Raw genomic sequence first — 25,392 nt, forward strand, 5'->3', positions numbered from 1 at the left:
TGAGGTCTCTACAACGGTTCCTGCACAACGGTTCCTGCACAAGCACGGAGACCGCAACATGTGCGGTCTCCGTGGTGAAGCCTGATCAGCCTGCGACAGGCAAGCGAGTCAACCGCATCACTCGCTCAGCAGGCCCGCTTCCTTGTAGTACTGCTTGGCGCCATCGTGCAGCGGAGCTGTCAGCGATGCACTGACCATCTCTTCCTTGTTCAGCACCTGGAAGGCCGGGTGCAGACGCTGGAACTGATCGAAGTTGTCGAACACGGCCTTGACCACCTCGTAGGCGACACGATCTTCCACTTCGGTGCTGGACACGATGGTGGCGCGCACCCCGAAGGTGGTGACGTCGTCGTCGTTACCGCGATACATGCCGCCCGGGATGGTGGCGACCGAGAAGTACGGCTTCTCGTCGACCAGCTTGGTGACCGCGTCGCCGGTGACGTTGACCAGAGTCGCGTCACAGGTAGTGGTGGCTTCCTTGATGGAACCGGACGGGTGACCCACGACATAGACGTAGCCGTCGATCTTGTTGTCGCACAGCGCGGAGGACATCTCAGAAGCCTTGAGCTCGGATGCCACCGAGTAGACGCTGGTATCCTTGTCCTGGGAAGACAGCAGGGTGTCGATGGTGGAGCGCTGACCGGAACCCGGGTTGCCGATGTTCATGCGCTTGCCTTCCAGCTGATCGAACTCGGTCACGCCACTGTCCTTGCGGGCAACGACGGTGAACGGTTCCGGGTGCAGGGAGAACAGGGAGCGCAGTTCCTTGTTGGGGCCGAAGTCCGCGAAGTCACCTTCGCCTTCATAGGCGTTGTAGTGGGCATCTGACTGAGCGACGCCCATGTCCAGCTCACCGGTACGAATGCTGTTCAGGTTGTAGCCTGAACCACCCGTGGACTCGACGCTGCAACGAATGCCGTGTTCCGCCTTGCCACGATTCACGAGGCGGCAGATGGCACCACCGGCCGGATAGTAGACGCCGGTGACACCGCCGGTGCCGATGGTCACGAAGGTCTGCTCCGCGGCGCTGGCGCCACCGGAGATCCCCATCAGGCCAAGACCTGCGGTCGCGACCGCCGCTGTCAACGACTTCTTGATCATGGTCATCTTGAAACTCCCTTTGCTGGCTTGTTATTGGTGTTGCCGTCTTGCATCCCGGCTGAACACTGCGAAGGAAACAACCTGATCACCGCATTGCATGACAAGGTTGATATTTCAGCAACTTGTGGATGCTCGACGCTGAGATGAGATTAGCATAGCTGATGTCTCTGGTACGTAACGGAAAAGCTTTATGCTACGAAAGGTGTATGCGCTGGCAAGATCATGTGGTGACCTGAACTGGCAGACAAGAAATTCACTGGTCAAGCGCCCTTCGCGCACAAAAAAAGCCCCGCGGTGATGCCGCGAGGCGTTTTTTCAAGCTGGCGATCGCTGACGAATGTCAACGAATGGTAACGCTGCCCATGGAATAGCCCAGAGCTTCCTCACCGTCGCCTGCATGAGGCGTCAAGTGCGGGTCACGCTGCGCATGGTCACGAATTCTTCGGCAGCGGTCGGGTGGATACCGACCGTCAGGTCGAAGTCGGTCTTGGTCAAGCCAGCACGTACGGCAATGCCGATACCCTGCATGATCTCGCCTGCCTCATCCCCCACCATGTGGACGCCGACGACCTTGTCGGTTGCATCATCGACGATCAGCTTCATCAGACTGCGCTCGTCACTGCCGGACAGCGTGTGCTTCATCGGGCGGAAATCGGCGGTGTAGACACGGATGCTGTCGAACTTCTCGCGCGCCGCTTCCTCGCTGAGGCCGACGGTGCCGATGTTGGGGTGACAGAACACGGCCGTCGCGATGGTGTCGTAATCCAGGCCACCGACCACGCCATCACCGAAGTGTGCGCGAACCAGATGCATGGCCTCTTCCAGCGCGACCGGCGTGAGCTCCGGCCCGCCGGTGATGTCACCGAGTGCCAGGATGGAGGGGGTGGTGGTCTCGAAGCGCTCATTGACGCGCACGGTACCGTCGGCATTCAGCTCGACATCGACATTCTCGAGCCCGAGACCATCGATGTTCGGCTTGCGACCGGTCGCGGCGAGAATGCAGTCGACTTCCAGCACCTGGCCATCGCTGAGGCTGACCTGATAGACATCGCCCTGCTTGTCGATGGACTGCACGGTGGTGTTGAAGTGCAGGTTGACGCCCTTCTTGGCCATCTCGTCGCGCGTGAAGGCGCGCACTTCATCGTCAAAGCCCCGCAGGAACAGCTCGCCGCGATAGCTCAGATGCGCCTCGGCTCCCAGGCCATTGAAGATGCTGGCGAACTCGACGGCGATGTAGCCGCCGCCAATGACGAAGAAGCGCTTGGGGAACTGCTCGAGATCGAAGATGCGGTTGGAGTCCAGCGCATGCTCACGGCCCGGGAAGTCCGGCAGGAAAGGCCAGCCACCGGTAGCCACCAGAATCTTCGCGGCGGTATAGCGCTTGCCGTTGACTTCGACGGTGTTGGCATCGGCGATCGTGGCACGGCCGTCGATCAGCGTGGTGCCGGAGTTGTTGAGCATGTTGCGGTAGATGCCGTTCAGGCGCGTGATCTCGGCGGTCTTGCGATCTCGCAGAGTGGCCCAGTCAAACCGGGGAGCCTCGCCGATGTTCCAACCGAAACCTGCGCTGTCCTTGAAGGAATCATGGTAGTGAGCCGCATAGGAGTAGAGCTTCTTCGGCACGCAACCCACGTTGACGCAGGTGCCGCCGAGATAGCGATCTTCCGCGACGGCAACGCGTGCACCGGTGGCTGCGGCAGTACGCGCTGCACGCACACCGCCGGAACCGGCGCCAATGACGAACAGGTCGAAGTCAAACTGGCCTGTCACAGGCTGTTGGGTCTGATCGGACACGGGAATCTCCTTGGTAAATTGGCCACATGGTATCAGGAGTCATGCCCCTCGGCAGCCCCATGACGTGGGCCGCGGTCATCCGCCATCGTGACTGCTGGTTGACCCTGCAGGTCATCGCGCGGTAAAAATACCAATGATGTTAGACAAAAGTTACAACATGCGCCGCTCACGATGGCCTGCGATGTTGACGTATTGCATTGCAGAGGGCCTGGCGGCGGCAAGCATGTCTGTACAACATCTTCCCCTGCCCCGTCATCCTGATAAGTGGTCCCCTCGCCATGAGCAATATTGAAAAGCTGTTGGAGCAGAACAAGGTCTGGGCCAAGTCCATGACCGAGCGCGATCCTGACTTCTTCAAGCGACTCTCCGACCAGCAGAATCCGGACTATCTGTGGATCGGCTGTTCCGACTCACGCGTCCCCGCCAACCAGATCATCGATCTCCCGCCGGGTGAAGTCTTCGTTCACCGCAACGTCGCCAACCTGATTCACTACAACGACATGAATGCGTTGTCCGTGATCCAGTACGCCGTGGATGTCCTCAAGGTCGAGCACATCATGATCGTCGGCCATTACGGTTGTGGTGGTGTACGCGCTGCCATCACCGGCGGGGACAACGGCATGGTGGACTACTGGCTGCACAGTCTGCGCGAGCTCTACAACCTGCATCACGCCGAGCTCAAGGACTTGCCGCTGGACGAACAGGTCGACCGCATGTGTGAGCTGAATGCGCGTTCTCAGGTACAGAACCTGGCGCGTACCAAGATTCTCCAGCGTGCCTGGGAGCGCGGTCAGAATCTGCAGATCCACGGTTGGGTCTATGGCCTCTCGGATGGTCGCGTCAACAACCTGGAGTGCACCATCAGCGGTCTCTCCCAGGTGCCGAACCTCTATCGGGTTGACCGCCTGACGCCTGTCGCCGGCAGCAATGAGTAAGTGAAATGAGTAAGTGAGCAGGCGCACCCTGCTCTGCCTCCACGCCTGAGGCTTCTCGGCTCGTCAGCGGTGCGCCACCCACACGCCTTCCTTTCGGGAGGCGTGTCACGTTGCAGCGTTGATTTCGGGTGTATGACGCCCGCGAGACTGCGCACAACGACTAGACCTTAGTCGCGAATCAAGCCTCGCACCAGAACGGTGCGCCTCATCGTTTCCTTCCAGGCAATCTCGGATTCCTCGTCCGGGAACACCGCCTCGTCAAGAATTTCCCCGCCGTCATCTCCGCAAGACAGGCTCCGTCGTCTGCCCGACTCGCGAGAGGACACGATGGCGTGGCTCTCTTGCCACCTTTCGATGAGCAAGGATGCATATCGCCATCAAGCCATTGAATTGAATAAGAATATCCCTTCAACCGCCTTTGTCGGAATGCTATCACCAGTCACGCTTTCCCCACGTGACACAGGCAAGAGACTTAACCAACCGTCCTGAACGACACTTGCCATCGTCCAACGAACGCCATGCAAGACGCCCTTGCCTCGTGATGCACCAGCAACGTGTGTGTTGCGCTTTTGTCGACACCGCTATTCACGGCCTGAATCTGGCTAGTCAACATTTCGATTGTCTCTGTGCGGCGTGTCTCACTACTGTGAAAGCGCATCCTTGCGTGTCGCCCTGAGGGAGACAACGCGAAGAGAGCCACAAGAACAACCAAACATCACAAGCAAAGGGAAGCTCATGACCCGTCAGAATGCCTTCCAGTCCCTCTTCCAAAAGAAGACCCTGTGCGCGCTGATCGGCAGCGCGACATTGGCCATGGCGACACCAGCCCTGGCCGAAGATGTCACCTTGCGCATGGCCTACGACGCAGACCCGGTCACGCTCGATATCCACGAGCAACTCTCCGGCGGCACTCTGCAGCTGTCGCACATGGTCTATGACCCGCTGATTCGCTGGAACAAGGACCTGGGCTTCGATGGCCGTCTGGCCAAGAGCTGGGAGCGTGTCGATGACAACACCATGCGCTTCCATCTGCGCGAAGGCGTCAAGTTCCATTCCGGCAATGACTTCTCCGCCAAGGATGTGGTCTGGACCATCGAGCGCCTCAGGAAGAGTGCTGACTTCAAGGCCATCTTCGCACCGTTCACTGACGTCAAGGCAGTGGATGACTACACCGTGGATCTGGTGACCGACAAGCCCTTCCCGCTGGTGCTGAATGCCGCGACCTACATCTTCCCGATGGACAGCAAGTTCTATTCCGGCGAGACCGAAGACGGCAAGGCCAAGGATGAGATCGCCAAGGCCGCCAACACCTTTGCCTCACGCAACGAGTCCGGTACCGGCCCCTACAAGGTCACCGACCGTCAGCAAGGCGTGAAGATCAGCTTCGAGCGCTTCGAGGATTACTGGGATACCGAATCCCCGGGCAATGTCGACGACATCGTGCTGACGCCGATCAAGGAAAACGCCACCCGTGTCGCGGCGCTGCTCTCCGGCGACATGGACTTCATCGCGCCGGTACCGCCGACCGATCTGGAACGCATCCGCAAGCAGGACGGCGTGCACCTGGTCGAGATGGGCGGCACCCGCATCATCACCTTCCAGATGAACCAGGAACGTGTCGAAGCCTTCAAGGACAAGCGTGTCCGTCAGGCGGTCAACTACGCCATCAATCAGGAAGGCATCGCCCAGAAGCTGATGAAGGGCTTCGCGACCCCCGCCGCCCAGATGTCGCCGGATGGCTATCAGGGCCATAATCCTGAGCTGACACCGCGCTATGACGTGGCCAAGGCCAAGGAGCTGATGAAGGAAGCGGGTTACGAGGATGGCTTCGAGATCAGCATGATGGCGCCCAACAACCGCTATGTGAACGACGCCAAGATCGCTCAGGCCGTCGCTTCGATGCTGGCCAAGATCAACATCACGGTAGACCTCAAGACCCTGCCCAAGGCCCAGTACTGGCCGGAATATGATGCACGTGCGGCCGACATGATGATGATCGGCTGGCACTCGGATACCGAAGACAGCGCCAACTTCTTCGAATTCCTGACCTTCTGCCCGGATGCCGACAGCGGTGTCGGTCAGTACAACTCCGGCAACTACTGCAACCCGGACGTCGACAAGATGGTCACCGAGGCCAATCTGGAGACCGACACCGAGAAGCGCGCCAAGATGTTGCAGGCTGCCGAGAAAGCCGTCTACGACGATGCCGGCTTCGTGCCGCTGCACTGGCAGAACCTTGCCTGGGGCGCGCGTGATGGCGTCAACATCGAGCCGGTCCTCAACGTGATGAACTTCCCGTACCTGGGTGATCTGGTCATCGACCAGGACTGATCCCACGCCGTGAGTGAGTGACAGGCACTGAACCGTCTTGCATCGTCCAGTGTCATGTTCCTGGCCACGCACCCCTCGCGACAGGCAAGTCAGGCAACCGGAGATAGGCAACGTGAGCTCTCTGGTTGCCCTGCTTGGCTGAAGGCGACGACTTACCCCCGCTTGTTGCTTCCCCTTGGTCATCGCCTCTCGGTGATGGGTTGGGGAGCCTGTGCCCGATGACAGGCCAGCGACAGGCGGGACTCCTGACACCCAGCGCGATTGGCCAGCCAGACCAGGCCGCCGCGCGCGAGACCGTGATGTTCACGAGGAAGGTGGCGATCCATGATTGCCTTTCTGATCAAACGCCTGATGCACGCCGTACTGGTCATGTTCGTGATCAGCATCATCAGCTTCGCCATTCAGGACAACCTGGGCGACCCGCTGCGCGAGATGACCGGCCAGGCCGTGTCAGAAGCCCAGCGTGAAGTCATGCGCGATGAAATGGGGCTCAACGACCCCTTCATCACCCAATATCTGCGTTTTGCCGGCAATGCCCTGCAAGGGGATCTCGGCACCTCGTATTTCTACAAGCAGCCAGCGACCGAGGTGATACTCAAGCACCTGCCCGCCACGCTGGAACTGGTGATGGCCTCGAGCCTGATCATCATCCTGCTCTCTGCCCCCATCGGCGTGTTCGCGGCGATCCGCCCACGCAACTGGCTCTCACGCCTGTTCATGGGGACCTCGATCATCGGGATCTCGGTACCTGTGTTCCTGACGGCCATCGTGTTGATCCAGCTGTTCGCGATCGGCGTCACGGTGGACTGGTTCCCCGGTGATACCCCTTGGGGCAGTGTGCTGAACGGCATGCTCTCCACCGATGGCGGCATGCCTTCCTACGGGCGGGGTGAGCTGGTCCATGTGGCAGGCCCCTGGTCCAGCGGCTTCTTCACCGCTGATGGCCTCTGGCATCTGGTACTGCCGGCCATCTCGCTGGCCTCGATCATGCTGCCGCTGTTCATCCGCCTGATTCGCGCCGAGATGATGGAGGTCCTGCAGTCGGACTACATCAAGTTCGCACGTGCCAAGGGGATCGGCCTCAAGCGCATCTACTTCCTGCACGCACTGAAGAACACCATGCTGCCGGTGATCACCGTCGGCGGCGTGCAGATCGGCACCATGGTGGCCTACACCATCCTGACCGAGACCGTCTTCCAGTGGCCGGGCATGGGCCTGATGTTCCTCGAGGCCATCACCCGCTCCGACATTCCGCTGATCGTGGCCTACCTGATGATGGTCGGCGTGATCTTCGTGATCACCAATACGCTCGTCGACCTGATCTACGGTCTGGTCAACCCCACCGTCAAGCTTGCGGGGAAATCGGCATGAGCCATTCCACTTCCGAGACCCATACGCCCGTCACTCCGAAGACCAGCTCCATCGCGGTGCCCGGACGCTGGCAGCGCTTCCGTGAGTCCTATCTGGTCTACAGCTTCAAGCGTGACTGGATGGCCCAGGCCTGCCTGCTGGTCTTCATCGCCATGGTGCTCGGGGCCTTTCTCGCCCCGTGGCTCGCCCCGGCGGACCCCTATGACCTGGCCACCATCGACATCATGAACTCGGAGCTTCCGCCGGCGTGGATGGCGGGTGGTGATCCGGCCTTCCTGCTGGGCACCGATGCCCAGGGGCGGGATCTGCTCTCCACCATTCTGTACGGCACGCGCGTGTCGCTGCTGATCGGCTTCGGTGCCGTGATTCTGCAGGCGTTGCTCGGCGTGACCTTCGGGCTGCTGGCGGGCTATCTGGGGGGACGTGTCGATGCCTTCCTGATGCGCATGGCGGATATCCAGCTGTCGTTCTCGACCCTGATGGTGGCCATCGTGGTGGGTGCCATCATCAAGGCGACCTTCGGTGGCGCCGCCTTCTCGGACTATGCGCTGATCCTGCTGATCCTGATCATCGGGCTGGCGGAATGGCCCCAGTATGCGCGCACCGTCAGGGCGTCCGTGCTGGCGGAGAAGAGCAAGGAATATGTCGATGCCGCACGGGTGATGGGCTTCCGCTCCCGCCGGATCATGTTCCGACACATTCTTCCCAATACCCTGTCGCCGATCTTCGTCATCTCCACCGTGCAGATCGCCAACGCGATCATCTCGGAGGCGGCGCTGTCCTTCCTCGGCCTCGGCATGCCGGAAACCCAGCCGTCACTGGGCTCACTGATCAAATCCGGCTTCGACTATCTGCAGTCAGGCAGCTGGTGGATCACGCTGATTCCCGGTGGCGTGCTGATTCTGCTGGTACTGGTGATCAATCTGCTGGGCGACTGGCTGCGTGACGTGATGAACCCCCGCCTCTACAAGGGCTGAAGCCACGAGGAATCAAGACAATGGCATTACTTGAAGTCAACCACCTCGATGTCCGCTTCGCCATGCGAGGCGGCGAGGTCCGCGCCCTGCGCGACGTCAGTTTCACGCTGGAACGTGGCGAACGCCTGGGCATCGTGGGTGAGTCGGGGGCCGGCAAGTCGGTCGCCGCCTTCACCATCCTGAATCTGATCGCCAAGCCCGGCTACATCGCCGGCGGCGAGATCAAATTCGATGGCGAAGTGCTCAACACCATGAAGCCCAAGGCGATGCAATCGATTCGCGGCAATCGCATCTCGATGATCTTCCAGGACCCGATGATGACGCTGAATCCGGTGCTGACCATCGGCGAGCAGATGATCGAGTGCTTGAAGGCGCACCGTCGCATCTCCAGCAAGGATGCGCGCGCCATCGCCCTGCACAAGCTCAATCAGGTCTTCATTCCCTCACCGGAAAAGCGTCTTGATCAGTACCCGCACGAGCTGTCCGGTGGCATGCGTCAGCGCATCATCATCGCCATCGCGTTGCTGCTGGACCCGGACATCATCGTCGCCGATGAGCCGACCACCGCACTGGATGTGACCATCCAGGCCGAGATCATGGAGCTGCTGCTGCTGCTGTGCGAGAAGCACAATGTCGGGTTGATCCTGATCACCCACGACCTGGGTGTCGTCAGCCAGGTGACCCAGCGCACCCTGGTGATGTATGCGGGCCGCGTGATCGAGCAGGGCCCGACCCGCGAGATCATCAATGATGCCCAGCACCCCTATACCCAGGGGCTGATCAACGCCCTGCCCCAGATGGCCACGCCCGGTAGTCGCCTGAATCAGATTCGCGGCTCGATGCCCACACTGACCAAGATTCCGGCTGGCTGCGCCTTCAATCCGCGCTGTGATTTCGCGGCGGATGTCTGTCATGAGCAGGTGCCCGCCTTCGTGGCATCCGGCAATTGCAAGGTGGCCTGTCACATGGTGCAGGCGATGGTGAAAGGAGAGTCGTGGACCCCGATCGTCACCGATGCCTCCCAGGCTCCCCGAACGGAGGTGAACGCATGAGTCAGGCCATTCTCACACCAGAGGAGCGTCTCGCCAGCGGGACAAGTGCCGCGCTCGGCGACACCCTGGTCGAGATCCGCGATCTCGAGAAACGTTTCTCGCTGTCCGGTGACTTCCTCGAACAGCTGACCTTCGAGAAGGGACGCCTGCGGCGCAAGCAGGAGTACGTGCATGCCATCAATGGCGTCACTCTCGACGTCAAGCGGGGCGAGGCGTTGTGTGTCGTCGGCGAGTCCGGCTGTGGCAAGTCGACGGTCGCACGTACCGTGATGGGGCTGCTCAAGCCCAGTGGCGGGGAGATACGGTTCGACGGGACACGTATCGATGACATGGCACCCAGGGACCTGCTGCCCTATCGCCGTCGCATGCAGATGATCTTCCAGAACCCCTATGCGTCGCTCAATCCCCGCATGACCATCCAGCAGACGCTGGAGGAGCCGCTGCGCTTCCACCAGCCGACACTGAAGGATGGTGAGATCCGCGACAAGATCGAGGAAGTGATGCGCTCGGTGGGGATCGACCCGGATTGGGGCAAGCGCTATGCCCACGAGTTCTCCGGTGGCCAGCGCCAGCGCATCTCGATTGCCCGCGCACTGGCGGTGGACCCCGAGTTCATCGTCGCCGATGAGCCGATCTCGGCACTGGATGTCTCGATTCAGGCTCAGGTGCTCAATCTGATGATGGATGCGCAGGAACAGCGGGATCTGACCTACCTGTTCATCACCCATGATCTTGCCGTGGTAGAACACTTCGGGACACGTGTCGCCGTGATGTATCTGGGGACCCTGTGTGAGCTGGCGGACACTCGCTCGCTGTTCGCTCGCCCCAGACATCCCTACACCCAGGCACTGATGTCGGCGATACCGCGCCTGCATGATGACAAGCCCAATCACATCCGCCTGGAGGGTGAGGTGCCGACCCCGGTGAATCTGCCATCGGGCTGCGTCTTCCATGGTCGCTGCCCGCATGCCAATGAACGCTGCCGTCGGGAGATCCCGCGCTTGATCGCCATCGAGGGTGGTCAGGTGGCCTGCCATGCCGTCGAGGAAGGCAGAATCGACTGAGCAGGACACCTGCCCAGATGCCACTCCGTGGTGAGTTGCCCCGTGCCTCAGGGCCCGGCCCTCGGGGCACGGATGGCGATGTCCAAGGCAGCCGGCGCAAGCCGACTGCCTTGCCGTCTGATGACATGCCTGGCGTGGACTTTCGGGTCGACATCGACGGATCGACGATTGCATCCCACTCTCGGTCTAGGGCAACATCTCGCAGATCCGATATTGACCAAGGGGTCAATCTGCCCGGTAGCGAATCGTCACGATGAACGCTGCCGGGCATGGCGCCATTGACCTCCCCGCAAGATACCCTGGTGTGACACGTCCGCAGAGATGTGCGCCCGACCTCCTGACATGGCCTGTCGACAGGCCGACGAGGCACACCGAATCCATGGAAATACGCTGGCTCGAAGACTTCATCGTTCTGGCTCAGACCCGTCACTTTTCACGGGCAGCCGATGCACAGAATGTCTCTCAGCCCACCTTTTCTCGCCGTATCAAACTGCTGGAAGAGGAGATGGGCACCACATTGATCAATCGTCAGACCTTGCCACTGTCACTCACCCCTGCCGGGGATGAGTTTCTCCAGCTGTGCGAGCAGATTACCGAGCGGGTACGCATCACGCGTGAACGTCTGCATGACATGGCCCAGCAGCAGGCCAGCAAGATCTCGCTCGGTGCGCCGCAATCGCTGGTATCACATTTCCTGCCCGAATGGCTGGATCAGCACCAGCTGCGGGAGCAGGTGTTTCCCTATCTGCGTGCGACGGGCTGGCTGGCGGCGGATTACTTTCATGGTCTGGATCGCGGCGAGTGTGATCTGGCCATGTGTTACTGGCCTCAGGCACGTGTGGACCTCGGCTTTGAGCTGGACAGTTATCAATACCTGGTAGTCGGTGAGGAGTGCTTCATTCCGCTATGCGCGCCCCAGGCGGATGGCAGCCCGCTTCACCCCCTGCCGGGCACGCGTCGCAATCCCTTGCCGTTCATCAGCCCTCACCCCCGCGCCGTCATCGCGACCTCATTGACGGCTCACCTGGCTCAGGTGCCCGTCCAGGCACACCTGGTGACCATGAACGAGAACATCCAGGCAGCCAACATCAAGGCACTGGTGCTGCAGGGCTACGGCATCGGCTGGTTGCCACAGCGTCTGGCGGCCGCGGAGATGGCCAGCGGGCAGCTGGTGCGCGCCGGAGATGAACGCTGGGATCTGCCACTGCATATTCGACTCTATCGCCCGCGCGAGCCACGTCACGCCAGCGTCAGTGAGCTATGGTCGCGGCTTGGCAAGCCACCGGAGTCCGGCGGACTGACCTGAAGGACTCGCCGGCGACAGCGCAGCTCTGAACCACATTGACATAAGGAAGACAGATGTTCGAACCTCGCCTGAATGACCCCGCACTGACCCATGCCGAGGCACATCGCGCGCATCTGGCGGCGCTGCAGGCGCGCTATGAGCTTGCCATGCAACAGCATGATCTGGACGCCATCGTGCTGCATAGCGGCAAGCCGAAACGGCATTTCGCCGATGACCAGGATGCCAGCTTCAAGTCCCATGCTCACTTCCTTCACTGGGTGCCGATGGCAGGCCTGAGCGATAGCTGGCTGCTGGTTCGTCCGGGTGAGCGTCCAACGCTCTATCTGTATGCCCCTGATGATTTCTGGCACCTGTCGCCCACGTTGCCGACACCTGACATCGCCCCCTGGGCTGCGTGCTTCGAGATCGTGCATCTGCGCAAGCCGACACTGCCGGAGCGTCCCGAGGGCCGCGTGGCGCTGGTGGGTGAGATCGCCGAGCTTCAGCCGGAGGTGGTCAGCGAGCTTGAGGCGCTGCCCAATCCGCTCGGGCTTGTCCGTCAGCTGGACGAGGGGCGCGTCTGCAAGAGCGAATTCGAGATCGCCTGTCTGAGAGAGGCCAGCCTGCGCGCTGCCCGTGGCCACCTGGCTGCCCGGCGGACCTTCATGGAAGGCGGTGCGGAACTCGATATCCAGCTGGCGTATCTCGGCGCGTCCCGCCAACGCGAATCCGATGTGCCCTACGGCAATATCGTCGGCCTCAACGAACATGCCGCGGTACTGCATTACCAGCACTATGGCCTGCAGACGCCTGATTCCCGCCGCAGCCTGCTGGTGGATGCCGGTGCCAGCGTGCACGGCTATGCCTCCGATATCACCCGCAGCTGGGCGGGTGATGACGCGCTGCCCCTTTACCGCTCACTGATCGAGGGCGTGGAGGCACTCCAGAAGCGCCTGATCGCCAGACTGGCGCCCGGGGTCGATTACGTCGAGCTTCACCTGGAAATGCATCGTGAGCTGGGGGAGCTGCTGCGTGAACTGGGCGTGGTTTCCCTGCCTGCCGAGGAGCAGGTCGCACAAGGCATCACCGCCGCCTTCTGTCCGCATGGTCTCGGGCACCTGCTGGGACTTCAGGTGCATGATGTCGCGGGTCGAATTCCGGATCACACCAGCGGTGAGGTGCGTCACCCTCCGGAAGGTCACCCGATGCTGCGCCTGACCCGCGTACTCGAGACCGGCATGGCCATCACCATCGAGCCGGGGTGCTACATCATCCCCATGCTTCTCGAGCCACTGCGCAACGATGCACGGGGCGAGGCGATCAACTGGTCACTGGTAGACGCCCTGGCGCCTCATGGCGGTGTCAGAATCGAGGACAATCTGGTTATCACCGCCGATGGCGCCGAGAACCTGACGCGCAGCCCCGACACCGGATTGTGAGCAGCGCAGTGACCTGACCGACGACGGCGCATCATGCTGCAGTGCAACTAGCAGTGACCGATGGATAATGAAATGATGCAGCCAGTCCTGGTATCAGACGTAAAGAATCACTGAATGGAAGTCAGGAAATCCTGGCATGTGGCGCGCGATGCCCCTGCTCGGGATTTCCTGTCTCTGGAGTCAGCGTCATGCCTCATTCGATCTTCACCTCCGAGTTCCGGCCCGCTCTGGGGTTGCGCAATCGCCATGTCCAGACCTTGCTGCCCCGCCTGCTGCCCCGCGCCCCGCTGTCTCGCCGCACCGAGATACTCAACCTGCCGGACGGTGATTTCGTCGAACTCTCCTGGGTGACCAGTGATGGCAACAGCCGTCGCGAACGGGAAGTTGAACTGTCCGATGACGCCCCGCTGTTCGTGCTGTTCCATGGCCTGGAAGGCAATCTGGAGTCGCCCTACGCTCGGGATCTGCTCAATGCGGCAGCGCGTCTGGGGTGGCGGCCCGTGCTGATGCATTTCCGGGGGTGCGGGCAATCGCCCAACCGACTGCCGCGGGCCTACCACAGTGGTGACACGGCGGATGCCTACTGGGTTCTGGGGGAGATGGGCAGGCGTTACCCTCATGCCCTCAAGGTGGCCTGTGGCGTATCTCTCGGAGCCAACATGCTGCTCAAGCTGGTGGCGGAACAAGGCGGAGATGGGCTGGACCTCGCCGGGGCGATCGCGATCAGCGCACCACTGGATCTCGCGGCAAGCTCCGACGTGCTGAATCAGGGCAGCTCGCGACTCTATCAGCGACATCTGCTCAAGAGCATGAAAGCCAAGGTGGCCGCCAAGCTGGCCAACGGGCCGCTGCCCATCTCCATCGGTGCACACCAGCTGACGCAGTTGAACAGCTTCTGGGCCTATGACAACGAAGTCACGGCGCCCTTGCATGGGTTTTCCTCGGCCAGTGACTACTACTCCCGCGCCTCGGCCGGCCGGCTGTTGCGAGACATCGAGCTACCGACCCTGATATTGCAGTCGCTGGACGATCCCTTCATGCCTCGTGATCTGTTCTCGCGCTTCCCGCAGCCCTCTGAAGCGGTGCGGATCGAGTTGAGCGAACGCGGCGGGCATGTCGGCTTCATCGAGTGGCGGCGCGGTCGTCTGTCGTCCTGGCTGGCGCGCAGAATCACGCGCCAGCTCACGGATTGGTCAGCATTGTCACACTCCCGTCAGCGTCACAGTGTTCAGCAGGAAACGCTGTAACTGACGTTGCCTGCCGCCTCGTTCGAGCACCTGCCGCGTGACTGACGTCCTGTATCGTGGGACGAGCACACGGAGACCTTCGCGGGTCAGATTCACAGACGTCTTCCGGCCCGAAGACGCCGTCATTACTTTGAAAGGAAACAATGACAAGATAACGGTATATAGAGAGAAGAAGGATTGCACTGTCGCGATGCCACGAGGATGGTAGACTGCGCGCCTGATACCTAGGCTATTGGTCTGATAATGAACCTCATTTTTCGTCTGGTACTCGGCATCGTCGCCGGTGTACTGCTGGGTCAATGGGCCCCGGACATCCTCGTGCGAAGCCTGCTCACCTTCAAGGTGCTGTTCGGCGAGCTGCTGGAGTATGCCATCCCGTTGATCATCCTGTTCTTCATCATGAGCGGCATCGCACGTCTCGAGCGCTCCTCCGGGCGGCTGCTGGCACTGACCATGGTGCTGGCATATGCCTCTACCACGCTGGCCGGATTGATGTCGGCGGTGGTGGGTCTCGAACTGGTGCCACATATCGTGAGCCACACCCAGATGCCCGCCAGTCACCCGATGGTGCTCCAACCTTATTTCGCGCTGGACATCCCCCCCTTGACCGATATCAGCACCGCACTGGTCACGGCTTTCCTGTTCGGGATCGGTATCTCCGCCACCGGCCATGATGGCCTGCGCAATTTTGCCGACGGTGGTCGTGACATCGTCGAGCGCTTCATCGCCAAGGCACTGATACCGGCACTGCCCTTCTATATCGCCGGACTCTTCTGCGAGATGACCATCGCCGGCACGGTGGCCAACACGCTGAAAAGCTTCGGCATGATCCTGATTCTCGCTCTGACCCTGCACTGGCTGTGGCTGAGTCTTCTCTACCTCGCCAGTGGCATGAGTACCGGCCGTGCACCGCTGGTGGCGCTACGCAACATGTTGCCGGCCTACTTCACTGCCGCCGGCACCATGTCATCCGCCGCGACGATCCCCGTGACCGTGCGCCAGACGCGTCTGAATCATATCTCGCCCTCGGTCTCGAGCTTTGCCATTCCGCTGCTTGCCACGATCCACATGTGTGGCAGCGCCATCACGCTAACCATCTGCGCCATCGGTGTCATCCTGGTGACGCCGGCATTGCCGCAGCCCGACCTGATGTCGTTGTTGCCGTTCATTGCCGCACTCGGGGTTACCATCATCGCCGCGCCGGGCTCGCCTGGCGGCGCCGCGATGACATCGGTCGGAGTGCTCCAGAGTCTGCTGGGGTTCGATGCTGCCGCCGTCGGCCTGATGATGGCGCTCTATCTGGCGCAGGACAGCTTCGGCACCGCCTGCAATGTGGCGGGTGACGGTGCGCTGGTACAGTGGATCGATCGCTTCGCCGAAGCCGAACAGGATCGCCAGCGGTATCGCTGAAGCCGAGACGACAGGCGGCATCGCCTCAAGCAGAAGGTCAGGCCGCCTGCCCGGTGACATCGGTGCTGGCTGACGCCATGACCGACTGGAATCCAGAGTTGCGCCATCCAGCCCTTATGGTCGCGTCCCCTTGACCGCATGTCAGAGCTGTTCTTTCCACGCGGCCATGGGGATTCACCTTCCCCGTGACGATGATGGATTTCATTCATGACACGGGGCAATCACGCATGACTCCCTCCGATACCTCTTCCTCGACCCCCAGCGACGGCATCAGCAGCGCCCTGGTGATGCTGTTTGCCTTCTGCTGCGGCGCGATCGTCGCCAATGTCTATTACTCGCAGCCGATCATCAACATGATCGCGGGCGACATCGGACTGTCAGAAAGCAGCGCCAGTCTCATCGTGGCGCTGACCCAGGGAGGATATGCGCTTGGCCTGCTGTTTCTGGTACCGCTGGGCGATCTGCTGGAAAACCGCCGGCTGTTGATCACCACGATCCTGATCTCGGCGGCGAGTCTGGTACTGGCGGGGCTGGCGGATGCTCCCTCCTCGTTTCTGCTCTGGTCATTGCTGATCGGTGTCAGCTCGGTCTCGGTGCAGATCCTGATCCCGCTGGCGGCTCACCTGTCTGCGGAACAGAGCCGTGGCCGCGTGGTCGGCAACATCATGAGCGGATTGCTGCTGGGCATCCTGCTGGCACGGCCCGCCTCCAGCCTGCTGGCGGATCACTTCGGCTGGCGCTGCATCTTCTTCGTCGGTGCCGCCTTGATGCTGCTGGTCGGGGGCGTGGTATGGCGGGTGGTCCCCAGCCGCCAGCCACGCCATACCTCAAGCTATCCCGCGCTGCTCAAGACCCTCGGCAAGTTGCTGCGTGATGAACCGGTACTGCGTCGTCGCTCCCTCTACCAGGGGCTGATGTTCGCGGCATTCAGTCTCTACTGGAGTGCCGTACCGCTCGAGCTGGTCAACGAACACGGCTTTTCGCAGACGCAGGTCGCGCTGTTTGCCCTGGTGGGGGTGTTGGGAGCTGTCGCCGCCCCGATCAGCGGACGCCTGGCAGATGCAGGCCACACCTCGATTGCCACCGTAGGCGCCCTGGTACTCGCCAGTGCCAGCTTCGCAACGGGGCTGATGCCGATGACTCTACAGGTCGTTGCACTGGCCGTGACGGGATTGCTGCTCGATTTCGCGGTACAGACCAACATGGTCCTCGGCCAGCGCGCCATCTATTCCCTCGACCCCGAGAGCCGTGGCCGCCTGAATGCCATCTACATGACCAGCATCTTCGTCGGCGGTGCGATCGGCTCGGCGCTGACCAGTCTGATCTACGCCCATCTCGGCTGGAATGGCATCATGGCGATCGGTGGCGCCTTGCCGCTCGTGGCACTGGCATGGCTGTTGGTGAGTCGCTCACGCAGCCAGGATGAGGCCTCCCCCACGACGGACTGAGACCGGGCGATCGGCCGTCGCCCAGCAGGCGGGCCCAGCAACCAGAAAGCCTCATGGCTGGCGTCGTGCTGACGGTCACCATGAGGCTTTCGCGTTTCTTCAGGTCAGCGCAATCAGGGCAGACCGTCCATGCGCTCGCCGCCCGCCAGCTAGCCGATCGGGCAGCTGATCCCCGTGCCCTTCAGGCCACAATAGCCGCCCGGATTCTTGGCAAGATACTGCTGATGGAAATCTTCCGCGTAATAGAATGTCTCGAGCGGAGCGATCTCGGTGGTGATCCGTCCCAGACCGGACTGATTGAGCGCCTGCTGATAATCCGCCAGGCTCTTCTCGACGATCTCACGCTGCGCGTCATCGACGTAGTAGATCGCACTGCGATACTGGCTACCGATGTCATTGCCCTGACGCATGCCTTGCGTCGGGTCGTGCGCTTCGAAGCTGGCACGCAGGATTTCCGGCAGACCGATGACCGTCGGATCGAACACCACACGTACCACTTCGGTGTGTCCGGTCTTGCCGGTACAGGTCTCCTCGTAGGTCGGGTTCGGCGTATGGCCGCCAGCATACCCGACGGCCGTCACCACGACGCCCGGCAGCTGCCAGAACAGACGCTCCGCGCCCCAGAAACATCCCAGTCCCAGCACGATCTCCTCACATCCCTGGGGATAGGGAGGTACAATCGAGCGCCCATTGACGTGATGGGTACCCATTATCTGCAGCGGCTGTTCGCGCCCCGGCAAGGCATCTTCTGCCGAGGGAATGGCCTGCTTGTCTTGCGTCTTCCACATGGCGGACTCTCTCCTGTGTCGCGTCGTGCAATCGTGTATAGGTTCAATGATGTCATCTCTGCCCCCCAAGATCTGCCCCTGCCAGCCCAACACCGCTGAGGCACGACGCTACGTCGATTGCTGTCAGCCGATTCATGCGGACATCACCCTCGCCGAACGCCCTGAGCAATTGATGCGCGCCCGCTATAGTGCCTTCTGCCTCTCGCTGAGCGACTTCCTCATCGACAGCTGGGACGCGGCACATTGCCCAGCACGCGCCGACCTGGAAGGTGCTGGCCCGCAATGGCTGGCGTTGGAGATTCTGGACAGCGGACAAGATGCCGATACCGGCATGGTACGCTTTCACGCCACCTTCTTCGAGCAGGGAAAGTTCCAACGATTGCAGGAACTTAGCCGATTTCATCATGATGGCCATCACTGGCGTTATGTCGACGGTGATGCCGAGTGGCAGACTTTGACGCCAGGGCGCAACAGCCTGTGTCCCTGTGGCAGCGGCAAGAAGATCAAGCGTTGCTGCACGGCATGACGCTGACCGTCAGCGCCTGGTGCTGACGCGCACGATCACGATCTCGGGCATAAGCCCTGCAAGCCCTGCAAGACGCGCCCTGCAAAACAATCCTGAAAAACGCCCTGCAAAACGAAACAGCCCCCACCGACGCTATCGATGGGGGCTGAATCTGTGGCAATCAATTGGCCTGGCGTGTCATCTGTCCTTGCCGACTCTGGGCGCCAGCTCACTGCGACCCAATGAGAAGCTGTAGAGCAGATCCACGGCCTGCGCCGTACCGGACACCGCTTCGGCATACAGATTGCGGAACAGCTTGTAGCGCAGCGTCAGCTCCGCGATCGGCGAGAACAGCCCGACGCCGTAACTGAGCTTCAGATCCGGGGCGATATAGCCGCTGACCACCACCTGGCTGTCATCCCCGCTGCCGGAACTGTCCAGACTCAGATCCCTCACGCCGAAGGTTTCCCCGATCTGTCCGACCACCTGGCCACTTTGCGCCAGCGACATGCCGATCAAGGCGGACGTGACCGCACTGTCACTGCTGGTATCGCTGTCCAGGCCTTCGCCGCGCAGCAGATAGCTCAGTGCCGATGACTCATCCATCGAGGGGTCCGAGAAGATCTCGATGCTGGGTGAGGAGGCAAGCCCCGTCACACGCACCCCTGCGGTCACGTCGTCCTCGGTGTTGTCAGGATCACGGATCGCCTCGATATTCAGACGCGGACTCGAGGGCGGACCGGCCAGCAATACCTGCCCCTTGCTGATCTGCAGGTCCTGCCCGAAGCTCTTGTAGGTCCCGTCGACGAGATTGACCTCACCGAAGACCTGCACACCGCCCTTGGACTGGCGCACATCGAGATCCCCTCTGAGCCTGGTCTTGAGCCCCATCGCCTCCAGGCGAGCATCTGGCCCGATATGGATGCCGATCCTCACATCCAGCGCCATGCCGGCCTCATTGAGCGCCTTGGCGGTATCGCTGCCATCCGCCAGCTCAGCCGGGTTGGAGGTGTCCTCATCACTGGGACGCTCGATGATGATGGTGTCACTGGAGGGTGACACGGCAGACGGCGGCACCTGGTCCACTTCGATGCGTGTCCACGGCACATTGACGTCACCTCGCAGTTTGAGCAGCGTGGGGCTGGCATCGATCTGCAGATCCGGTGCGACACGCATGCTCCCGATCCCGGCGATATTGAGCTCGAGCGGATTCTTCGCACCGTCGAGATTCACTGCCGCCGTCCAGTCATCCAGGGTCGGCCAGGCCGCCTCGCCATCAATACCCCAGCGCGCATCATTGCCCACCAGATACCCCTCGATATCGGCACTGTTGCCATCGAAGTCGACGGTGAACTGGGCATCCGAAAGCGACACCGGCAGCCCCTCACCCTGTACCTTGACGCCGGTCAGCGCGATCGGGCCGGTCAACGACGGCAGGCTCAGATTGCCGCCGACCTTGACGTCACCCGCCAGCTTGCCCTCCAGCTGAGTCATGCCCGCCACCAGCGGACGATACGGAGAGAGATCGATGTCGCGGATGGCCAGCGAGCCATCCAGCTGACCTGCGCCCGCCGGGTCGAGGACCGACACGGTGAGCCCGATGCCGCCAGCACTGTCGAGGCGAATCTGGGTATCGAGATCAGCCTTCTCGGGCGTGGCCTCCAACGCCAGTTGCAAGGTGGTTTCCGGCAGCGACCAGGCATTGCCATCGGCGTCTTCCCCGGCCAGTGTCAACTTGCCTGCCAGCTCCGCGTCCGCATTCCAGCGTTGGCCACCCTGCTTCCAGCTTGCCGTGATCTTGCCGCCCGTGGCACCACCGATGGTCCAGCTCTCCGGCATGGCACTCTGGGCCATGTCCAAGGGAATCCCCTCGAGCGTCACCACGGCCTGGCCGTCATTGCCCGCACTCAAGGGCTCAGCGACACAGATCTGCCCCCCCTGTTCCCGACTCAGACAGAACGGCTGCACCAGCACGCTGCCCTTGGCGAGATTGGCATCGAAGCGTGCCGGCGTGTCGAAGTTGAAGTCCCCGAAGTCGGTATTCGCCGTCAGCGGAGACAGCGCCCCACGATAATGCTCACGCGCCTTGTCGAGCCCGCCCTTGAGGGTCAGTCCCAGACGTGACAATGGCATCTCGCCGGCCATCTCGGTATCGAACTGCAAGGTGTGATCGCTCAGGAAGCCCCCCAGCGTCAGCGCGACCGTCGCGATCTGCTGACCGCCAGCCCGAACGCCGTCGGCGTTGAGGGCGATATCCAGTGCCGGGTCATCCACACCACGCTTGCGGGCATCGACCCCGGCGGACAGCGCCATGTCGGAGATACGATTCTCCCCGATCTGCAGGCGTCGTCCCGTGAAGTTGCTCGCCAGTCGCGGCTTGTCGAGGGTGCCCGTGGCATCGATCTTGCCCTTGAGCTCACCCGCGACATCCGGCATCAGGGTCGAGAGCGCCGGGAAATCGATATTGGCGGCAAGCGTGATGGTCTTGGCAATCTTGCCGTTGGCGCTCAGGCGGTTCTGCCCCTGGCGCAGCTCCAGCGCGTCGACGTTCCACTGCATGTCGGCATTGCCTGAAAGCTTGCCGGTCAGCGTGAGCGGCCGCTCGAGCAAGGTGCCATGGATATCCAGCTTGCTGACATCGACGGCCCACGGGCCTTGCAGTGGCTGATGGAAGCTGGCCGCGAGATTGCCGCTCAGCTCACCGCGCACGGCTTTCTGCCCTCCACCGGTCGGGGCCGGCAGCAGATCCTCGGGATGCAGCTTGTCGAGCGCCAGCTGGGCCACGACCCGGAGTCCTTCCTTCCACTGGATCTCACCGCGGGTCGTCGCGGAGCCACGCTTGAGCGCGATCTTGAGCGGCTGCCAACGGTAATGCTCGAGATCGCCGTCGCCTGCCAATGACACGGTGGCACGCGGAATGTCACGGCCCTCGATGATGGCATCCAGCGTGGTCGTATAGCCTGACAGTGAGCCCTTGGCGACCAGTGCCAGATTCTCGACAATATAGTCAGGCGTGAAGGAGGCAGACTGGCTCTTGGCGATGTGCTTGGCTGCGTTGTCCTGAACCGCAGTCTGGGCCTCTTTCTGAGGCGCGAGAGCAGCATCACCCGCTGCGTCATTGGCGGCGGCAAGGGGCCAGGTGATCCGTTTGGCGCTCAGACGCGCCTCGAAGGGCAGATCACTGTCCAGCACATCCGCGCTGGCAACAAGCTCGGCGGCCAGCGGGCCATCGGCCTTGAGAGAGGCCTCAAGATCCGCCAGCGAGCCCTCAAGCGACAGGCGGAGCCTTTCATGACGCACGGGGTCGATCAGGGTCTCGGCATTGAGCGTGGCGCTCAGGGGATACTCGTCCTTGAGCGTGACCTGCGCCACGAGATCGGCATTCACGTCACGCGAGTCGACCTCGAGACGCGAGAGCGTGATGTCATGCCCTTCCGCCTTGAGCGCCAGCGACAGACGGCTGACCTCATACGGGCTCGGCCCTTTGAGCGCAAAGTCTTCAATGGCCAGATCAGGGACCTCGATGGTCAGCGGAATATAGACCTCCGGCAAGGCGATGCGCCCGGCCTGCGCTGTCTCATCTGAGGTCTTGTCTGCAGTCTTGCCAGCCGGCTCTGCGGCATCATCCGTGATGGCCTTGTTCGAGATGGCCCTGGCGGCGGTCTCGGCTTGAGGCGCCATCCTCTGAGCGTTGACCACTGCGCTCGCCGCTTGCTGCGCCTCAGGCGTGAGGCTCACCCCCTCGAGACTCACAGTGTCAGACGTCGCTTGAGCCGCGACGGCATCAGCCGGAATGAAACGACTGGTGATCAGGCGTGTCTCGCCCAGCGTCAGCGTACTCACCGACAGCGCGGCCGAGGTATGGAAGTGATCGAAGGTGACGCGACTGCCATCCGCCAGCGCCAGGGCGAAGTCATCAATGGCGACCTTGCGCACCTCGATGGGAATCGGCACCACGATGGGCACGTTGAGACTCTCACCGCTATCTGGCTCAGGCTCCTCGCTGGCACCGCTATCACTCAGGGTGATAGCGAGCCCGCTGGACTCAAGCGACTCGAGACACAGCTTGCCCTGGAGCAGACAGTCCTCGCCCCAGGCCAGCGACAGGGAGTCGGCATTGACGGCCAGCCCCGGCAGGTCCAGCGAGACGTCCTTGAGCGACAGCGCTTCCAGCGGTGAGCCTGAGGCCTGCGAATAATCGATGAAGCCACGTGAGCGTGCCTGATCGAGCACGAGCCCTGTGCCCCACGGGGACAACACGCCCCCGACCAGCAGCATCGTTAGCCCGATCAGGAACACGAGCAGCCATATCAGCAACCGGATGACCAGGCCGCCCCGACGTACATAGGGATTAGACAATTCCAACATCTCCATATCTTTTATCAGCTCACCCACCCAGCTGATTGAGCTGAGCAGGCGCTTGCTGCGCTTGAGAGCCGATCACGCGTCCATACAGCGATCACACTTCCCGGCTTCAGGAGGCACTCCGTCTCGCCCCCCGATCAGACCTGCGGATCAGGCCTGCTGATCAGAACTCGGGCCCGATCGAGAAGTGAATGCGATAATCGTTGTCATCATCATCGAAGGGATGGGCGATATCGAGGCGAATCGGGCCCACCGGGGAGATCCAGCGAATCCCCATGCCCGCCGCCGTCTTGAGCTCCAGGGCATCCCAGCCATCGAAGGCGTTACCAGCGTCATAGAAGGCCGCGCCCCACCAGTCACCGGTCAGGCGGTAGTCATATTCCAGACTGCTGGTCAGCAGGGAACTCCCGCCTTCATCATCCCCGTCATCATCTTCCGGCGAGAGGCTCTCGTAGGAGTAACCGCGAACACTGCTGTCGCCGCCAGCATAAAAGCGCTTGGAGTTGGGCATGCCGTGGAAGTTATCGGTATCGAGGTTACCGATACCGGCACGCGCCACGAAACGGTGATTGTTGCCGATGGAGCGGATCCAGTTGGTATCGAACTGGGTCCACACGAAGTTTTCATCAGACCCCCAGATCTGATTGCCGTACTCTACCGTCAGCTTCTGACGATCCCCCCACATGGGGAAGGCCTTGGGACGAGTTCGTGTCCGCGTCCAGCTGACCCCCGGATACAGCAGAAACACCTGACCAGTATCTGAGGCGATGGTGAAGTCGTCATAGCTCGCGCCTAGGTAAATCTTCTGCTGCCAGCCATTGTCGAATTTCCACTCACGCCCGAAACGCACTGTCGTTTCATTGCTGGTCTCATCATCGTCGTCGACGATGGCCACCCCGTACTCCAGCACATAGCTGTCCTTGAGCGGGTCAGCCAATGGCATGCGGTATTCACCCTCGAAGGTCTGCTCCGGTGAGGAGAGGAACAGGCTGTTGGTCATGCTATGGCCATAGCGATTGACCCACGGCACCTCCCAGCTGAACTGCAGGCGTGGCCCGACATCCGTGGCGTAACCGATGCCCGTCTCGAACTTGTGGCGGTCGGCGGGAATCAGGCTGATATCCACGGGAATGATGGGACCGTTGGCCGTCTTGACCGCCGCCTCCAGCGCATCGCCAGTCAGTACCGGCGTGTCGCTGCCGGAGGCTTGATCAGTACCCGCTTCACTCGCAGCACCGCCGGCGGCCAAGGTCGCCTGCCCGGGAGGCACCGACGAGGCTGATCGTGAGGACGCGCCAGCACGACGATTCGTCTCTGTGTCACGGTCTTTCTCACTGCCTTTTTGACTGTCTTGCTCGACGTCAGTCCGCTCGACATCGGCAAGCCATGACCCCTCATACCCCTGTGCCTCGGCATAGGCTGTCTTGACGTTGCGCGTCTTGATCTTGCTGTCAGGACTGGTGGTCTTGAGTTCGGCGCCCGGATTGAGCTGTGGCTTGATGGCGGCCGAGCGGAACCAGCCTGCCTCACTCAGCCGCTGGTTGAACTGGGTCAGCTTGCCGGCTTCGTAATAATCCCCCGTCTGGAACGGCTGCATGGCCTTGACGCGATCCAGCTCTATCTGGCTGTTGAGATAGGTGATATCGCCGAAGCGGTAACGCTGACCGCTCTGCATGACCAGATAGATGCGTGCCGAGTGCAACCAGGGGCGCACCTCGATGCGCTGCTGGGAGAAGGAGGTATCGAAATAGCCGCGCTCGAGACTGAGCGACGCCAGAGTCGACTTGAGGCTGTCGTAGCGAGAGTGACGCAGCACATCGCCTTCCTCGAGATTGGCATCGGCCAGCGCCTTCTTCATGACCTTGTCGCGCGCGGCGTCGCCCTCGAGTCGCAGCTCCAGTGTCTCGATGGTAACCGGCTCACCGGCATCCACCGTCACCACCACATCATCGCCCCCCAGCAACCCCTTCTCGGGATAGCGGAGAGTGATCTGGGCATCGTAGTAACCGAAGGCCTGCAGCGCTTCCTGGATGCGCCGGATGATCTCGTCCTCGTAGCGCTCGGCCGGGACATCCTCCTCCAACGTCAGCCCCGCCAGATAATTGACCACGTTGGTGGCAGCGGCACCTTTCAGCCCTTTCACCGCGGCATCCAGCGCCAATGCCTGTGGTGCCAGCAGTAGGCCGGTGCACAGGACCAGCGGCTTGCTCCAGCGCAGATAGCGGCGTGCAGCGTCGTTGCTCAACATCTTGCCTCGAGGCTCGAGCGAACCCGCTCTCC

The 25,392-nt window shown here is 61.6% G+C and carries 17 protein-coding genes; 12 read left to right on the plus strand and 5 right to left on the minus strand.

Going from position 1 to position 25,392, the window contains the following annotated elements; all coding sequences use genetic code 11:
• Window positions 1-117: 117 nt before the first annotated feature.
• Window positions 118-1,101 (minus strand): TAXI family TRAP transporter solute-binding subunit, encoded by a 984-nt coding sequence (locus PJK54_RS07030; protein ID WP_217622094.1) that lies wholly within the window; start codon window positions 1,099-1,101, stop codon window positions 118-120.
• A gap of 405 nt (window positions 1,102-1,506) precedes the next feature.
• A complete protein-coding gene (gene gorA, locus PJK54_RS07035) occupies window positions 1,507-2,895 on the minus strand; it encodes a glutathione-disulfide reductase (RefSeq protein ID WP_254696484.1) in 1,389 nt (462 codons plus the stop codon).
• A gap of 278 nt (window positions 2,896-3,173) precedes the next feature.
• Here gorA and can point away from each other — a divergent pair, with 278 nt between their 5' ends.
• The 11 genes from can (at window position 3,174) to PJK54_RS07090 (ending at window position 17,454) form a co-directional block, all read left to right on the plus strand.
• A complete protein-coding gene (gene can / locus PJK54_RS07040; protein WP_077376424.1) occupies window positions 3,174-3,830 on the plus strand; it encodes a carbonate dehydratase in 657 nt (218 codons plus the stop codon).
• A 735-nt stretch (window positions 3,831-4,565) separates the two neighbouring features.
• On the plus strand, window positions 4,566-6,161 hold the full coding sequence (locus PJK54_RS07045) for an ABC transporter substrate-binding protein (RefSeq protein WP_077376429.1): 1,596 nt from the start codon (window positions 4,566-4,568) through the stop codon (window positions 6,159-6,161).
• A gap of 324 nt (window positions 6,162-6,485) precedes the next feature.
• Entirely contained in the window at window positions 6,486-7,532 is a 1,047-nt protein-coding gene (locus tag PJK54_RS07050) for an ABC transporter permease (protein WP_077376432.1), read from the plus strand.
• On the plus strand, window positions 7,529-8,509 hold the full coding sequence (locus tag PJK54_RS07055; RefSeq protein ID WP_271302568.1) for an ABC transporter permease: 981 nt from the start codon (window positions 7,529-7,531) through the stop codon (window positions 8,507-8,509). The genes PJK54_RS07050 and PJK54_RS07055 overlap by 4 nt, the downstream gene beginning before the upstream one ends.
• A 20-nt stretch (window positions 8,510-8,529) precedes the next feature.
• Window positions 8,530-9,561, plus strand: a complete 1,032-nt coding sequence (locus tag PJK54_RS07060) for an ABC transporter ATP-binding protein (RefSeq protein ID WP_136937816.1) — start codon at window positions 8,530-8,532, stop codon at window positions 9,559-9,561.
• Window positions 9,558-10,625, plus strand: coding sequence for an ABC transporter ATP-binding protein (locus PJK54_RS07065; RefSeq protein ID WP_077376441.1), 1,068 nt, complete (start codon window positions 9,558-9,560; stop codon window positions 10,623-10,625). The genes PJK54_RS07060 and PJK54_RS07065 overlap by 4 nt, the downstream gene beginning before the upstream one ends.
• A 379-nt stretch (window positions 10,626-11,004) precedes the next feature.
• A complete protein-coding gene (locus PJK54_RS07070; protein ID WP_271302569.1) occupies window positions 11,005-11,931 on the plus strand; it encodes a LysR family transcriptional regulator in 927 nt (308 codons plus the stop codon).
• 53 nt (window positions 11,932-11,984) lie between these two features.
• Entirely contained in the window at window positions 11,985-13,349 is a 1,365-nt protein-coding gene (pepQ, locus tag PJK54_RS07075; RefSeq protein ID WP_077376445.1) for a Xaa-Pro dipeptidase, read from the plus strand.
• A 188-nt stretch (window positions 13,350-13,537) separates the two neighbouring features.
• Window positions 13,538-14,596, plus strand: a complete 1,059-nt coding sequence (locus tag PJK54_RS07080) for a hydrolase (protein WP_077376448.1) — start codon at window positions 13,538-13,540, stop codon at window positions 14,594-14,596.
• A 243-nt stretch (window positions 14,597-14,839) separates the two neighbouring features.
• Window positions 14,840-16,006, plus strand: a complete 1,167-nt coding sequence (locus tag PJK54_RS07085; protein WP_077376451.1) for a dicarboxylate/amino acid:cation symporter — start codon at window positions 14,840-14,842, stop codon at window positions 16,004-16,006.
• Between the two features lie 227 nt (window positions 16,007-16,233).
• Window positions 16,234-17,454, plus strand: coding sequence for an MFS transporter (locus PJK54_RS07090; protein WP_271302570.1), 1,221 nt, complete (start codon window positions 16,234-16,236; stop codon window positions 17,452-17,454).
• 149 nt (window positions 17,455-17,603) lie between these two features.
• Here PJK54_RS07090 and msrA read toward each other — a convergent pair whose 3' ends face one another.
• The gene (gene msrA, locus PJK54_RS07095; protein ID WP_084208689.1) at window positions 17,604-18,242 is read right to left on the minus strand and encodes a peptide-methionine (S)-S-oxide reductase MsrA; all 639 of its coding nucleotides are present in this window, start codon (window positions 18,240-18,242) and stop codon (window positions 17,604-17,606) included.
• A gap of 49 nt (window positions 18,243-18,291) precedes the next feature.
• Here msrA and PJK54_RS07100 point away from each other — a divergent pair, with 49 nt between their 5' ends.
• On the plus strand, window positions 18,292-18,768 hold the full coding sequence (locus PJK54_RS07100) for a YchJ family protein (RefSeq protein ID WP_176503295.1): 477 nt from the start codon (window positions 18,292-18,294) through the stop codon (window positions 18,766-18,768).
• A 177-nt stretch (window positions 18,769-18,945) separates the two neighbouring features.
• On the opposite strand, the gene tamB is transcribed toward PJK54_RS07100, so the two are convergent.
• Both tamB and tamA read right to left on the minus strand, forming a co-directional pair.
• Window positions 18,946-23,115, minus strand: a complete 4,170-nt coding sequence (gene tamB / locus PJK54_RS07105) for an autotransporter assembly complex protein TamB (RefSeq protein ID WP_271302571.1) — start codon at window positions 23,113-23,115, stop codon at window positions 18,946-18,948.
• 160 nt (window positions 23,116-23,275) lie between these two features.
• Complete coding sequence (tamA, locus tag PJK54_RS07110; RefSeq protein WP_271302572.1) at window positions 23,276-25,360, minus strand: autotransporter assembly complex protein TamA; 2,085 nt, start codon at window positions 25,358-25,360, stop codon at window positions 23,276-23,278.
• Window positions 25,361-25,392 lie beyond the last annotated feature (32 nt).

The organism is Cobetia sp. MMG027, assembly GCF_027947415.1.
Taxonomy (GTDB): Bacteria; Pseudomonadota; Gammaproteobacteria; order Pseudomonadales; family Halomonadaceae; genus Cobetia; species Cobetia marina.